We start from the raw sequence: 14,616 nt of genomic DNA, 5'->3' as shown, positions 1-14,616 counted from the left end.
AGCATAAATGTAAAATTTCAAATAAAAATAATTATCTATTTTATAAGATAATGCTAGCCTCTCAGGAGAACTAAATGAAAAAGATTATGATCGCATTTATAATGTCATTATTTACTTTAATATCAATTAATTCTTATGCACAGGAGCAAAGATGGACAAGTTGGAAATTAATTGCTGTTGGTACTGTTTATTGTGCATATGAGCGTGTTTTAGAGGAATATGATCCAGTAGCAGGGGTATGGGTTGCTACAGATACTAAAGAAGTAAAATCGATAATGGCAGTTTATGGCTGCCCAGCAACTCTTTAAATACAATAAGCCCATCATATGATGGGCTTATTTAACTACTGGTAACTCATCCCATCTAGTAGTATAACGTTTACTTAGCAAATCCCTTTTGATACTCCAAGCAGCATTTTGTCTAATACCACCTATTCTAATAGTATCTCTACCCATTTTTCTATTAATTGAATCAATGGTATTCATTAATGTATCTGATTTTTGACGTTCTTCGCTATCCTGTGATGCTGAAAATATATCAAACTGCTCAATATCCTTATCAGTTAGATCAAGCATCATGACACCAGCTTTCATAAACAAATAGCCTTTTCTGTAAATAGCTTTTAATCCTTCTTGAGTTGTTTTAATGATCTCTCTCGTATCATTAGTTGGATAAGGAAGAGGAACAACTATAGAAGGGTTATACTGGGGTAAATCATCCCTAAAACGATTGGTTTTTAAGAATACTAATACAGCTCTAGCAACAGAGTTTTGTTTTCTTAACTTCTCAGCTCCACGACTAGCATGAACTCTAATAGCTTCGTGTAGGTCGTAGAGACTACCTGTTAAACGTCTAAAGCTATGAGAAGTCATAATATTCTTTTTAGGTGTATCGAGATCATCAAGTTCAATGCATGGAGTACCTTGTAATTCCAATGCTGTACGTTCAAGAACAACTGAGAATTTTTTTCTAATAAATTTAGGATCAGCTTCTTTTAATTGCCATGCTGTTTTTATGCCCATTGCCTGCAGTTTGTTAGCTATTCGATAGCCAACGCCCCATATTTCACTAACAGGCAACTGCTTTAATAGTTCTTCAAGTTTATAATCAGAAGGATGCAACCAACATACGCCCTCATAATCAGGATTTTTTTTAGCCACATGATTAGCTATTTTTGAAAGAGTACGTGCCGAGGAAAGACCAATACTGACTGGAATACCTGTATTGCGTTTAATAATAGCCCTTAAACGTTTACAGTACTCCACAGGATTACCAAAGCCTTCTAAGTGGATAAAAGCTTCATCTATTGAGTAAATCTCTAAATCAGCAGTATGTTCTCTGACTGTATCAAAAACTCTACGACTCATATCACCATATAGCTCATAATTAGAGCTTAAAAGGGTAATCTGTTTACGAATATTAGGCGGAATTTTAAAAGCAGGCATACCCATAGGCACAAGAGGCTTAATCTCATTAGAACGAGCTATTACACACCCATCATTGTTGGAGAGAATACCTACGGGTTTGCCTTCAAGCTTTGGATTAAAAACACGCTCACAAGAAGCATAAAAGTTATTGCAATCAATAAGGCCAATCACTAACTTCTACCCCTTAAAGAATGAATAGCATGTATCACAACGCCCCATATATGAACATCTTTATCCTCTAAAGGAATAGTAGGGTATTCAGGATTGCCAGATACTAAGCAAAGCGAATTAGGCATATAAGCCAATTGCTTACAGGTTAACTCACCATCTATAGCTACAATTACAATATCACTAATTTTCGGCTCAAGAGAACGATCTACAATCAGTAGATCACCACTAAATATACCGTACTCAATCATAGAGTCGCCAACAGCCCTAATATAATAAGTAGAACTAGGGTGTTGTATAAGATGTTCAGTAAGGTCTAACTTAGTTTCAAGATAATCATCAGCAGGGGAAGGAAAACCAGCCCTAACAGGACTATTTACAAATGGCAGATACCGATTTTCAGATTCAAGTACACCACCAAGCACAATAAAACCAGATTTGTGCAAGTTAAAATCTCCAAAAAAACTATAGAAATCCTGTAGACTAAAAATCCCTAAGCGGCATCATGCTCATTGTTGGATTATTAAAAGAGATAGTATGATTAAAACTACATACTACTATGAGTTAAATATATAGATAAATATTTATGGCGGTCAAGTTAGCTATTTCTCTAAAATAGTCAAAAAAGGGAAAGATAATCTAGAGTTGATAAATTAAGAGAGTAACTGCCAGCTTATTTATTATTAATTTTTGAATTGATAGGGGGCTATGTAGCCATGTTCTTTATTATAAGTAATATAGTTGCTCCACCATTGCATAATATTAATACGTTCTTCTAAATTCATCTTTATCATTGTCAGGTTTTAGCACACCTTTCTCATAAGGGTAAATGTCAGATAGTGAGACGAACCATGTTGTATCATTAATCGAATATGAGGTAAATACTCTTAATTTAGCTGCTTGTTCAGAGTTATTCATAGTTGGTTCTGTAGCTGAAGCATAACTATAGATACCGTTTAATAATCCAATAGAAAGCATATAGAAAAAGGATAAGATATTTTTTTTCATTAATTCGTATGCTGTATACAATATTCTAAAATAGAGTGTAAAGTGATAAAAAGATAAATCACTTTATCACAGTTATTTCAAACTAAATAAGCGATTTATAAAAAACTTAAGTGTAAGTACGCTCAAAACATGGATACAGGAGACTAATAAGTTTTTCCAGAGCTATTACAACAAATTAATCCAGAACAAAAGATAGAGGCTATTTATACTGATGGAGCTTATGATACCAAAGTTTGTTATCAAGCCACCACAGAGGAAGTTTAGTAGAATCTAAAATGCACTGCATAAAATGTTTAGGTGAAAAAGTGATGTCTAGCTCCTTTGTCGCTAGGTAGCAGGGCTTACTATAAAAGTCGCCCCATTAAATCAATTTACCTTAATTAGATAGAGCTCTCACTATATGTGTCTCTTGAGTTTGTAGGGGTGTGGTAAACTTACTCTAAATTTATTAGAAGCTAAATTTGCTGTTAGAAAAATTAAAAACAGAAGCTGAAAACAAATAGAACATGAGGTAAACAGCGTAAGGAAAAGGTCGTTTTTCAACAGTAGAAACTATAAAAACAACCTTATTAAAGCACTGTACTAAATGAATTTTTAAGCTATAACCAATAGGTTTGGAGATTGCCTCTTGAAGCTAATGATTGAGAAGGTAACTCACTAAATAGCATATGATAGTCCATCGCGAATTGACTCATATGCCAAAAGCCCCAAGCCATAGCTGCATCTTGTACAGTTTTATGTTTCGAGTAACGGCTTTCTAACTCTCTGCGTACAGCATTGAGTCGGATTGCTTTTAAATAAGTATTAGGACTAATTCCCCAAATAGCGTGAAAGCAATTTTGTAGGGTGCGGCGACTAACATGAAGATATTCACAAAGATTAGCGACAGTGATAACGTCTTGTGGATGTCCTATTACATAGTCACGGGCTTTAGTAACAATCTTTTGGTAATTTTCTCGAGTACGAGAGCGCTTATTATCAACTTGATGGGAGTTGAGTAATAAGCCTGCTAGGCTATCTAATAAATCCTGCCGGAGTGTTTTTAATGTGGCTGGGTTAGTGGTTAACTCTGAATATTGTGCACCCGCAATTAATGCTTGTTGAATAAGATGGCAAATATATTGTTTCTGGAATGCGTTAACTTGTAGTGTTGTATTACGCATTAGAGGAAATAAGGTATCTTGTTGCTCTTTATAGAGAGAGCTTATATGGTTTGTTAACAGCTCTAAGTCTACTACTAAGCCCATGATGGTATAGTCATCGGGCGTGTTCAATTCAAATTCTTTACCACCTTCTCGAATAGCTATTGTCTGCGGTGAAATAGCTTGTGATCCAATATAACCATCAGTGGTTTCTGTATCAGGTGGTATACCTAGCCAAACTGCATTAGGCCAAACCATACAAGATTGACGTAATGCAGAGCTAGTATATTCTTTAAAGAATTGCACACCCTCTAACCAACATTCATCTAACTGACCAGTAAATTGGCCAGGTTTTAATTGGTCATAAAGTTGCTGCCATGCAGTGATATTACACGCATGTTGATAAACATCATCAGTTTTACGCACATTGACATTATGTAAATCAACAATGGGCGTAAAGTTTTTTTCGTCAACAGTAGACTTGCCGTCGATAGGATCAACAATTAAATGGTGTAAATCAATATCCTTGATTTTATTATTCATAACAACCACCATAGATAAAAAAACAGTTATCTATACTATAGCAGTTGTTGCCATAAATCTCTATGGGGTCTTGGTACAACCATACTATAAACAAGTAATCCTTTTTCACCTGCATTAGCACTGGCAGTGTTCACTGCAGTAGTAGTATCAGCTACATCACCTGTTAATACTAAGTAACATTTTCCACCAATACCAAAGGCCATATGGATTCTAATTAATGTGACATTGGCTGCTTTTACTGCACTATCAGCTGCTTCAATACAAGCTGCCACACTATAAGTTTCTACAACACCTAATGCCTGTTGTGAGTCAACTTGTGTAACACCGCTAATAGCAGGTAATACAGAGTGGTGAATATTAGGTAAGATGAATTGATCAACTAATAGATGACCACCTTCCTCTGCGCCAATTTCTACAGATTGCTTAACTGCTGCTACATCACCACCTACCATGACAATATATTTACCTGGACAGATAGTTTTTGCAGTCAGTAAAGTAACATCAGCTGTTTTTAACATTGCATCTGCAACTTGTATGCCTTTAGCAATGCTATTTAGTTCTACTAACCCAATTGCATGATGCATTTATTATGACTCCTGAGCAATAACAATATTTTGGTCATCAATGTGTTGTACAAAGCCTGTAATACTAGCGTGAAGAGGTACACCAAGTTGTCCCTCTGCCATCTCTGCTAATAATTGCCCTTTGGTTACTTTATCACCTACTTGAATAACTGGTTTTGCAGGTGCGCCAATATGTTGTCTAACGGGCAAAGTTACCTTGATAGGTTGCCAACTGGTATCAAACCAAGGTGCTTTATGGTTGACCTTATCTAAATCTAAGCGGCTGATAAGGCGCTTAATAGGTAATAGACGATAACGTGCCATTGGATCTGCTGGACGAAGTTCACCTTCATAGCGACCACCTTGTTCACGGAATTGTTTCTTTAAGGCTTGATTCAAACGCATAGGTGAAATATCAACAGGGCAGGCATAGGCTTCACAAATACCACATTCTGAGCAGGTAAGTGCTGATAGTAGAATAGAGGCCTCGTCAGCTTTTTGATAATTAACTGCACGTACAATTAAGTGAGGAGGTAATTCATGCCCAATTAAATGACGTGGGCATAGTTCTGTACATAAACAACATTGTTCACATACTGTTCTGGCCATCGCTACCACACTTTGCATATTTTGCTTACGACGGCGAATCAATAAGTGATCATCAGGTAATACCAATAAGCCACCTGTTGTTTTAGTAACAGGTTCATCTAATGATTCTACTAATGCCCCCATCATAGGGCCACCATTAATAAAGGCAGGATTACTAATAGTGGGGCCACCTGCTAAATCTAAAACTTGCTTTAGGGTAGTACCTAAAGGTACGGTTAGAGTAATAGGTTGTTTAACCATACCGTTGACGGTTAAAGTACGGTCTGTTACAGGTGTTTCATTTTCTACGGCATAGGCAACATTGATTAATGTTTGTACATTATTTACTACCACACCTACTGATAAGGGTAGGGCAGCAGGAGGTACTCTACGACCTGTTGCTAACCAAATGGTAATAACTTCATCACCAGCTGGGTAAATATCTTCTAATATATGTAAACGAATATTAGCAGGTAATAAAGGTTCAAGTTGAGTAATAGCTTCTTGATATTTAGCTTTTAAAGCAATAATACCTTCTTTAGCACCTGTAGCTTTCATGGCATATTGCAAACCACGGACTAGATCATCAGCTTGCCGAGCAGCTAGTTGTTGATCTACTTTTAATAAAGGTTCGCATTCAGCACCATTCACTAAATAAATTTCAGCTTCAGCGTTTAATTTAACATGTGTAGGGAAACCTGCGCCACCAGCACCAACAATACCTGCTTGTTGTACACGTTGCCGTATGGTGGCAGCATCAATTTCAGTAATCATTTTTTAGCCTCAATGATATAGTAGCGATTACCTTTTCGACGTAATTTACCATCACCAACACAATTTTTTAACAACGCACTAATTTCTGTCTTAGAAACATTAAAATGGTTCATAAGATCAGTTAAATTACGGCCTTGTGGATGTTTGGCAATAAGCTTGATAAGCGCTACTTCATTTATCTCATCAGATTCGGTAACTTTAAGTTCAGTAGTTGTTTCAACTACTGGCTTAGCAGCTTTCTCTGGCGCTGCTTTAGGCGTAGCTTTGGTCACTGCGACTTCTGTAGCAGGTGTTACTACTTTAGGCGCAACAGGTTTAGTTGTTGGCGCTTTAGCTTCACTAACAGCAGTTTGTGGTTGTTGAAGATTAAGAACAAACCATTCTGTATCTGTTTCTGGACGGCCTATCTCTTTACGTATAATAACTTGGCCTAAACGACTGGCTGCTGCTGAGCCTGCATCCAATGCAGCACGGCAAGCAGCTAAATCGCCTTCAATCACTAAAGTAATCATCCCAGGCGGGGTTACGGTTTGACTGATTAGACGCACTTGAGCTGCCTTCAGCATTGCATCGGCAGCTTCAATGCTGGCGGTTAAGCCGCTTACCTCCAACAGTCCTAATGCGTTTATCATATTAACTCCTTGCCTAAGATTGGATAGGATTACGACCTACTTCTAAAACTGCTTCAGCAAATGCATCACAAGCAGATTTACAGGCAGCTTGGCTACCTCTCAAAAATGCCGCTGAATAGTTGGTTTCAGATGGAGGTGGTACATAACAAACTAAGTCAACTTCAGCTGCTTTTAATGCAGCATCAATTCCAAAAGTAGCTTCTAGTGGTGGTGCTACCAAGTAGGCAATAGGATCGCCTAGTGGAATGTTAGCCATTTCCGAAAGGTAAGAACCAGTGCGTGATACTACATGCGCTAAGAAAGCAGTATCTTCTTGGTCGTTTGCCCATTGGAACGCTGGGCCATCTTCAATAGTAGCAATCATCGCGTTTAAACCTGCACGAACTTCAGCAGGATTAGGACCACCTAACATGATTAATACTTCTCCAGCAGTTGGTGATGGAGCATTTGCAGCACCTGCGTATAATGAGCGACCATATACCACTTGTACTTGAGCTTGTTTGGTCGCTTCATCTGCTGCAATATAAGTCACGTCATCAGAGTCAGCTGTGATTAAACCTAAACTACGGATATGATCGGGTAGTTTTAGCTCTTTGCGAAAATCTTCTTGCAGTGAAGCAATTAATCTAACGGCTTTAACACTGGGTCTTATTAGGTCTAATGTAGGCATGATATTGCCTCCTTATTAACGGGTTAAGCCAATGCCAGACGCTTTCTTATCTAGCATACGTTTAACTAAATCAACAATAACTGCTGCTGCTTCTACAGGTGGAGTACCTGCACGGTGAATATTTGAGATACAAGTTCTATCCGCTTCAACAGAGTCAGCTACAGTTGGGCTATAAATAGCATAACAAGATAAACTTTCTGACTGGCCTAAACCTGGTCTTTCACCCACTAACATAACAACTGTTTTAGCGCCTAGTACTTCACCAATTTGGTCTTCAATTTTTACTCGGCCATAACGGACGAAAAATGGAGTACCTACATCTAAACCAGCACTTTGTAAACCAGCTAGTAGAGGAGGTAGAATTTCCTCATAGTTAGCAAGGATAGCATCAGTAGATAAACCATCTGAAACCACTACTTGTACTTGAGGATTTTTTTTGCATTTCTCAAGTAAAATTTTAACAGAATCATCACTTAAAATACGACCCATATCAGGACGGGTTAAGTATTGATCTTTATCGTGAACTTCAGATTGTAACTCTAATAAACCTTGTTTTTGTACCCACTCAGAAGGTACTTCTTTAAGTACTGTATCTTTTGAGCGAGAGTGATCAGCTAAAAAACGTAGTAATGAATTTGTCCTAGGTCTAACACCTGTACGACCAGAACCAACACGTGATGCAGTATTGTTTTTTAACGCTTGTAACACTTCTAGATTATGAGGGTGTTGTACACCAATCCATTGTTTAGCTTCCTGAGAACCTAAGTCAATAGAGCAACTTTCAACCGCTTCATTAGTCACATTATTACTAGCCTGCCCAACATTTTGAGTGGTAGTAAAAGATGTGCTATTACCTTTCACATCAAGTTTGCTCATTACTTCTCGAACAAGCGCATCAATTTGTTTTTGATCCATGATTTATTACCCCTCTTAGAAGAATAGTGAAGCGTCACCAGCAGCACTGGTTAAACGACCGTTACTCATAATACCCATGCTTTCTAACCAACGTTCAAACTCAGGAGAAGGGCGTAGGTTTAGTAATTGACGTATCATAGCAGTATCATGGAACGCAGAGGTTTGATAGTTAAGCATAATATCATCACCTAAAGGCATACCAATAATAAAGTTACAGCCAGCAGATGCTAATAAGATAGAAAGTGTTTCATTAACATTTTGATCTGCATTGGCATGATTGGTATAACAGCAGTCACAACCCATAGAAATACCACTTAATTTACCCATAAAGTGATCTTCTAAACCTGCGCGCATAATTTGACGACCATCGTAGAGATACTCAGGGCCAATAAAACCAACCACGGTGTTCACCATAAAAGGATCATAGTGACGAGCCAGTCCATAGTTACGAGCTTCCATGGTTACTTGGTCAGCACCATAGTGGGCATTTGCAGAAAGAGCAGAGCCTTGGCCTGTTTCAAAGTAGAAGAAGTTACTACCAGCAATACGATTATATTCTCTACCAATTGCTTGTGCTTCATTTAACATTTCTAGGCTAATACCAAATTCTTTTAAGCCTTTTTCGCTACCACAAATACTTTGGAAGATTAAACCACCGGGAGCACCTTTACGAATAGCTTCCATTTGAGTGCTAACATGACCTAAAACACAGCCTTGGGTAGGGATTTTAAATTTATCAATAACTTCATAGATGGTATCTAAAACACGACGTAAGTTTTCCACATCGTCCGTTACAGGGTTTACACCAATTACGGCATCACCTGAACCATAGGATAAACCTTCATAAATCTGCGCTTCAATACTTTTAACATTGTCACGAGTATCATTAGGTTGTAAACGAGCAGCAAAATGGCCTGGTAAGCCGATAGTGTTATTAGCTCTTTTTACTACAGGGATTTTTTTTGCACCATAGATTAAGTCACCGTTAGAGCATATTTTAGCAACTGCCGCAACTACTTCAGATGTTATACCTTTACGTAAGAAAGCGATATCATCGTTAGTGGTGTCATCACAGAGAATATACTCACGTAACTCACCAATGGTCCAATTTTTGATACTGTTATAAGACGTCTCATTCACATTGTCTTGAATAAGGCGAGTAACACAGTCCTCTTCATATGGAACCACTGGATTCATACGAACATCTGCAATAGTCATTTCAGATAGCACTTGCTTTGCCGCCACACGTTCTTGTGATGATGTGGCAGCAACACCTGCCAACTCGTCGCCAGAGCGTGGCTCATTAGCTTTTGCTAAAACTTCTTTAACATCTTTAAATTGATAGCTTTGACCAAAAAGCTGGGTTTTAAGTTTCATTAATTACGCTCCTTTAGGAAGGAAATGCCAATGATTTAACGGTGATTGGTACAATTTCCCCGCCAAATAATGGGTTGCCAATATCAATATAATCGCCTTCTCGGGTTACTACTTCATCAATGACGGCCAATGTTCTACCCCCTAAGTGTGGTTGTAGTAACATCCCTAGTACTTTACCGAGATCCTGTTGAGCAATCACGATAAGTGGCTGAGAATTGGGATAATGTTGTGAAAAATCACCTAGTGCTTTAACACATAACTGAATAGCCTGATAAGTTACAGGTGTATCAGCAGGGAGCGTTAAAGCATAAGAGTCAGTTTCAGCAGATAAATCATGTTGTATTAATGCTTGTTGCCAAGCTGTAAGAAGCTCCTCTGGGTTAAGTGATACACCACTTACTCTGGTATGAATAACTGGAATATTACGAATTGGTAAAGGAACTTCTTTTAACCAAATAGTACTACCAGAAAGTGATAAGGTATGTGCACCAGCTCCAATGACAGTAGCTCTAATAGTTTGTTTAGGTGCTTTTAAAGGCAACTTAGCGAAACCAGCATGCTTCGCAATAGCACGAGCTAGTAATGGGCCAATGTCCCCAAATTTAAATAGTTGATCGTCGGTTACTGGCTGATAAACGCAAGTACCAACACCACCTGAAATAGTTAATGCATTTAACAATCCTGAAGTGGGGAGGGCATCTGTCATTAATAGTTGTTTGGCTAGATCAGAAGGTTGTCCTATAGTCACTTGATAAAGTAAATCAGCCATCAACTCTGTCACTTGTACAAGTTGTTGTCTATTAAGTGTTAGTGGATCTTGATTACCAAACAAGGCTTGGCAGACTAGTTTACCAGGAGCATGTGCACGTACCACACGACCCTGTTGATCTGTTTCTAATAAACGTCCACCAATATTAAGACAAGCAGAGTCAACCACCTCGCCATCTTCAAATAATACATAGTTAGCAGTGCCACCACCGATATCAATATTTAATACACGACCAATGGTAGTGCGTGATAATTCACTCGCTCCTGAACCTTGTCCTGCAATGATTGATTCTAAGTGTGGGCCTGCTGTGGCTACAACAAAGTTGCCTAGTGTTTCTGCTAGTTTCAATACTGCAGGGCGTGCATTACGTGCTTTGGACGTTTCACCTGTGATGATGATAGCGCCAGACTGAATTTCTTCAGGGGTAACACCAGCAGTACGGTACTGATCTAGAATAAATGACAATAGCTCTTCTTCACGAATACGTCCCTCAAAATCTATAGGTGTAAAGATTACAGGACTTTCGTAAAGAATTTCACGTTTAGTAAACTCGTAGTGAGGTACTTGTGATACAGCGGCACGATTTACTAACTCTAGGCGAGAGAAGATCACCTGAGTAGTGGTAGTACCTATATCTATACCTACACTACGAATTACTGTGGTAGCCATCTTAATATTCCTTATTTAGCTTCTGCTTCAAAAGAAGTTTCTTCAACAACAATATCAACTTCTTCTACCTTCATTGGAGCAGAGGTTTTAGGTGCAATCATCATCGCTACACCAACAGCTGTAATACCACCGACTAACTTACCTACGATCATTGGGAAGATCATGGTGGATACACCAATACCTGCAACAAAACCTAAGTGATCACCTAAGGTGAAGGCGGCAGATACAGCAAATGCACAGTTAATAATTTTACCACGCTCATCCATTCTGCTCATCATACTGAACATTGGGATATTGTTTGCTAAGGTAGCGATCATACCGGCTGCTGCAATGTCATTCATTTTCAATAGGCCACCCACTTTCATTAAAGGCTTTCCAAACCAGCGAGTGATTAGGAATACCATTGGGTAAGCACCTAGTAAGATACAAGCAATGGAACCAATAACTTCCATGGCGCGCATATCATCAGCAGCTGGTGATTGAGTACTGAAAATAGGATCCATACCAGGAATAAAGGTCCAATCTGTTGTAAACTTTAATACTGCTGCTACTAAGCCAACAGTGATGATACCCACTAAGATTTTTGCAAAAACTTGGAAGCCAGAGATCATTTTTTCAGGGAATAGTTTTAAACCTAAAACAATCAGTGCTGCAATAATGATTACTGGAATCATGTTGACTAAGATAAATACGAAAGTAAACGTTGCAGGGCGGCCATCAAGTTCTACACCTGAGAACATGGCTATTAAACCAGCAGCAATACAGCCTACTGGGATGGTGACGATACCTGCTAAGACACCTAAAGCTAGGTAACGTCTGTCAGATTTATCAATGATGCCAAGTGCTACAGGGATAGTAAATACAATGGTTGGACCCATCATAGCCGCTAAGATGATACCTGAATATAAGGCTGCGGCATCTGAAGTGGCTAATTGTTTAGCAAGGAAGAAACCACCCATATCGCAAGCTAATATAGTGCCAGCAAACATTGATGGATCAGCACCTACAGCTTCATACAGAGGTTTAACTAAGGGGCCTAAATAAGTGGCAATAACAGGGGCTAAAGCAGTGATTCCGACCATTGCCAACCCTAAGGCTCCCATCGCCATAAAGCCTTCTTCAAATTGACTACCTGAACCGTCAATACCTTTACCCACTTTCCCTAAACCAATCTTGCTAAGAATAGATTCTGAGCCCCCAAACTGGTTAAGGATACGATCAAAGGCTGCTATTATCATAAAGGCCATCATGATATAGACAATAATTTCATTAATACCCATTAGCCGAACTCCTACTCATTATAAAAATTAAACCTTCTTGTTAGTTTATTAAGAGGCTAATGCATCTTGATAAACTGCAATTATTTGCTCTTGTGTTACTGTCCGAGGATTAGTTGTTAAACAGATATCTTGCATAGCCGCTTCGGCAAGCTGCGGGATATCCTCAGGAGACCCTCCAAACTCTCCTAATTTTTTACAAAGTCCAACGTCATATATAAGCTGTTGTATAGCTTTAATAGTGTCTTCTGCTTCTATTTGTTTACCCGTTAATGCATGACCGATTTCAGCATATTCTTTCTTGCAAACTAATTGGTTGAAGCGCATAACAGCAGGCAACATAATGGCATTACACATGCCATGAGGAATATGGTATTTACCACCAATTTGGTGTGCCATTGCATGGCATAGACCAAGTCCTCCATTGGAGAAAGCCATGCCTGCCATATAAGAGGCAAGCATCATTGATTCACGAGCAGGAATATCATTACCTTGGCCTACTGCATGGGGTAGTGCTTCACCAATTAAGGTAATTGCTCTGTAGGCAAAACCTTTGGTAAGTGGTGTTGCATGACAAGCTACATAGGTTTCAATGGCATGAGTAAGTGCATCAATTCCTGTAATCGCAGTAATTTCAGAGGGCACACCTAAAGTTAAGCAAGCATCAATAATAGCTAAGTCAGGTATTAGTTGTGGATGAACTAATACTTGTTTTACATCATTTGTAGTATCAGTAATAACTGCAATATTAGTTGCTTCTGAGCCTGTTCCTGCTGTAGTAGGAATAGCGATCAGAGGTAGACGTTTTTTTAATTTAATGGCTTTATTGGCTAAATTCTCAATAGGTAAATCAACATTAGCTGCTAACATAGCAGTCGCTTTAGCGGCATCTAAAACAGATCCACCGCCTAATGCAAGTACACTATCGCATTGCGCAGCTAACAATTGTTTAGCTGCTGCTTCAACTATTTGAGTAGTTGGTTCACCACCAGCATAGGTGATGATTTCATATTTAATATTGGCGCCTTCTAAAGAGCGATATAAACCTTCATCTATGCCTTGTTTGTGTAGGAAACCATCAACCATCACAAATACACATTTCAGGTCGCGCTCAGCCATAGCTTCGCCGCAACGTGCTAATGCACCTGCACCAATAAAGGTTTGTGGTGGCACAGTAAATTCACGTACTGACTGGGCATTAATTAAATCAAGAGCACGATAAATTACATGGCTGACTTCGTTAATCTGCATGATTATCCTCCATTCCACAAACGGCAATGGCTAAGGGAGTAATGAAGATAGGCAAGGTAGGTAGTATTACTTTTTGCTCAGGAAATGCTTGGCTAAATAACACACCAACACCAGGTAGTGCACAAGAACCACCTGATAAATAAATCTCTTCTACTGGATATTGCTGTAGATGATCGTGAACAATATCAGTCATTTTTTCAAAAACAGGACGTACAATAGGCCAAATTTCTGTACCTTGTTCTTTTTTCTTTGTTTCTGCTTGTTCAATAGGTAGATTAAGGTTGCCTGCTAAAGTCAGTGAAACATGATGACCACCCGTGGCCTCATCACCTGAATAGACAACTTTACCATTTTTAATGACAGCAATACCGGTGGTTCCACCACCAATATCTACTACAGCCGCACTTTTTAAGTGCAACATATTAGCAACGGCAGAGGGCTCATCAATTACATGAGTCACCTCAAGTCCAGCTGCTTCTAAAACATTGACAGAGATTCTGGGGTCTGTCCCAGGAGGAAAAGAGGTTGAAGCTTTGGTAAACTCAACACCCAATTGCTCCTGTAGGCTAGCGAGTTGTTTTTTAACAATCGATACAGCCCCAAAGAAATCCCAAACGATACCATCACGCACTACATCAGCCTGATCAAGGCGAGTAGCTATCGGATTAGCATCTTTATCTATGACGATTGATACAATATTACAAGTACCCAAATCGATACCTAAAAACCACTCCTTGAGAGGGTGCTCTGGTTTTTTATCAGATTCACGTAGTTGCTTCTCCGCTAATTGTAAGCGGTGATTTAACCATTGATCGATATCTCTTTGGGACATGATTTTTCCTT

At 38.8% G+C, this 14,616-nt stretch carries 15 protein-coding genes; 1 reads left to right on the top strand and 14 read right to left on the bottom strand.

Features of this window, described 5'->3' with window-relative positions; translation table 11 throughout:
* Window positions 1-74 precede the first annotated feature (74 nt).
* Window positions 75-308, top strand: coding sequence for a hypothetical protein (locus MTZ49_RS13945; RefSeq protein ID WP_264746062.1), 234 nt, complete (start codon window positions 75-77; stop codon window positions 306-308).
* A gap of 27 nt (window positions 309-335) precedes the next feature.
* Here MTZ49_RS13945 and MTZ49_RS13940 read toward each other — a convergent pair whose 3' ends face one another.
* The 14 genes from MTZ49_RS13940 to eutJ all read right to left on the bottom strand — a co-directional run bounded on the left by MTZ49_RS13940 (window position 336) and on the right by eutJ (window position 14,605).
* The gene (locus MTZ49_RS13940) at window positions 336-1,598 is read right to left on the bottom strand and encodes a Y-family DNA polymerase (protein ID WP_264746061.1); all 1,263 of its coding nucleotides are present in this window, start codon (window positions 1,596-1,598) and stop codon (window positions 336-338) included.
* Window positions 1,598-2,041: a LexA family protein gene (locus tag MTZ49_RS13935; RefSeq protein WP_264746060.1), complete on the bottom strand. Its 444-nt coding sequence runs from the start codon at window positions 2,039-2,041 to the stop codon at window positions 1,598-1,600. The genes MTZ49_RS13940 and MTZ49_RS13935 overlap by 1 nt, the downstream gene beginning before the upstream one ends.
* Window positions 2,042-2,357: 316 nt before the next feature.
* Window positions 2,358-2,603, bottom strand: coding sequence for a hypothetical protein (locus tag MTZ49_RS13930; RefSeq protein ID WP_264746059.1), 246 nt, complete (start codon window positions 2,601-2,603; stop codon window positions 2,358-2,360).
* A 599-nt stretch (window positions 2,604-3,202) separates the two neighbouring features.
* On the bottom strand, window positions 3,203-4,288 hold the full coding sequence (gene eutR / locus MTZ49_RS13925; RefSeq protein WP_264746058.1) for an HTH-type transcriptional regulator EutR: 1,086 nt from the start codon (window positions 4,286-4,288) through the stop codon (window positions 3,203-3,205).
* A gap of 35 nt (window positions 4,289-4,323) precedes the next feature.
* On the bottom strand, window positions 4,324-4,872 hold the full coding sequence (locus MTZ49_RS13920; protein WP_264746057.1) for a BMC domain-containing protein: 549 nt from the start codon (window positions 4,870-4,872) through the stop codon (window positions 4,324-4,326).
* 3 nt (window positions 4,873-4,875) lie between these two features.
* Complete coding sequence (locus MTZ49_RS13915) at window positions 4,876-6,213, bottom strand: 4Fe-4S dicluster domain-containing protein (protein WP_264746056.1); 1,338 nt, start codon at window positions 6,211-6,213, stop codon at window positions 4,876-4,878.
* Window positions 6,210-6,845: a BMC domain-containing protein gene (locus MTZ49_RS13910; protein ID WP_264746055.1), complete on the bottom strand. Its 636-nt coding sequence runs from the start codon at window positions 6,843-6,845 to the stop codon at window positions 6,210-6,212. The genes MTZ49_RS13915 and MTZ49_RS13910 overlap by 4 nt, the downstream gene beginning before the upstream one ends.
* A 13-nt stretch (window positions 6,846-6,858) precedes the next feature.
* Window positions 6,859-7,515: an ethanolamine utilization microcompartment protein EutL gene (eutL, locus tag MTZ49_RS13905; RefSeq protein ID WP_264746054.1), complete on the bottom strand. Its 657-nt coding sequence runs from the start codon at window positions 7,513-7,515 to the stop codon at window positions 6,859-6,861.
* A gap of 15 nt (window positions 7,516-7,530) precedes the next feature.
* Complete coding sequence (gene eutC, locus MTZ49_RS13900; protein ID WP_264746053.1) at window positions 7,531-8,430, bottom strand: ethanolamine ammonia-lyase subunit EutC; 900 nt, start codon at window positions 8,428-8,430, stop codon at window positions 7,531-7,533.
* A gap of 15 nt (window positions 8,431-8,445) precedes the next feature.
* Window positions 8,446-9,807 (bottom strand): ethanolamine ammonia-lyase subunit EutB, encoded by a 1,362-nt coding sequence (locus MTZ49_RS13895; RefSeq protein WP_264746052.1) that lies wholly within the window; start codon window positions 9,805-9,807, stop codon window positions 8,446-8,448.
* 13 nt (window positions 9,808-9,820) lie between these two features.
* Complete coding sequence (locus MTZ49_RS13890; protein ID WP_264746051.1) at window positions 9,821-11,245, bottom strand: ethanolamine ammonia-lyase reactivating factor EutA; 1,425 nt, start codon at window positions 11,243-11,245, stop codon at window positions 9,821-9,823.
* Between the two features lie 11 nt (window positions 11,246-11,256).
* On the bottom strand, window positions 11,257-12,525 hold the full coding sequence (gene eutH, locus MTZ49_RS13885; protein ID WP_264746050.1) for an ethanolamine utilization protein EutH: 1,269 nt from the start codon (window positions 12,523-12,525) through the stop codon (window positions 11,257-11,259).
* Window positions 12,526-12,573: 48 nt separating this feature from the next.
* The gene (locus MTZ49_RS13880) at window positions 12,574-13,773 is read right to left on the bottom strand and encodes an iron-containing alcohol dehydrogenase family protein (protein WP_264746049.1); all 1,200 of its coding nucleotides are present in this window, start codon (window positions 13,771-13,773) and stop codon (window positions 12,574-12,576) included.
* Window positions 13,763-14,605, bottom strand: a complete 843-nt coding sequence (eutJ, locus tag MTZ49_RS13875; protein WP_264746048.1) for an ethanolamine utilization protein EutJ — start codon at window positions 14,603-14,605, stop codon at window positions 13,763-13,765. Before eutJ ends, MTZ49_RS13880 begins: the two co-directional genes overlap by 11 nt.
* Between the last annotated feature and the right edge of the window lie 11 nt (window positions 14,606-14,616).

Origin of the sequence: Entomomonas sp. E2T0, from assembly GCF_025985425.1 — a bacterium.
GTDB lineage: Bacteria > Pseudomonadota > Gammaproteobacteria > Pseudomonadales > Pseudomonadaceae > Entomomonas.
The sequence above is the reverse complement of the archived record's forward strand: the minus strand, read 5'-3'. Positions and strand labels throughout refer to the sequence as shown.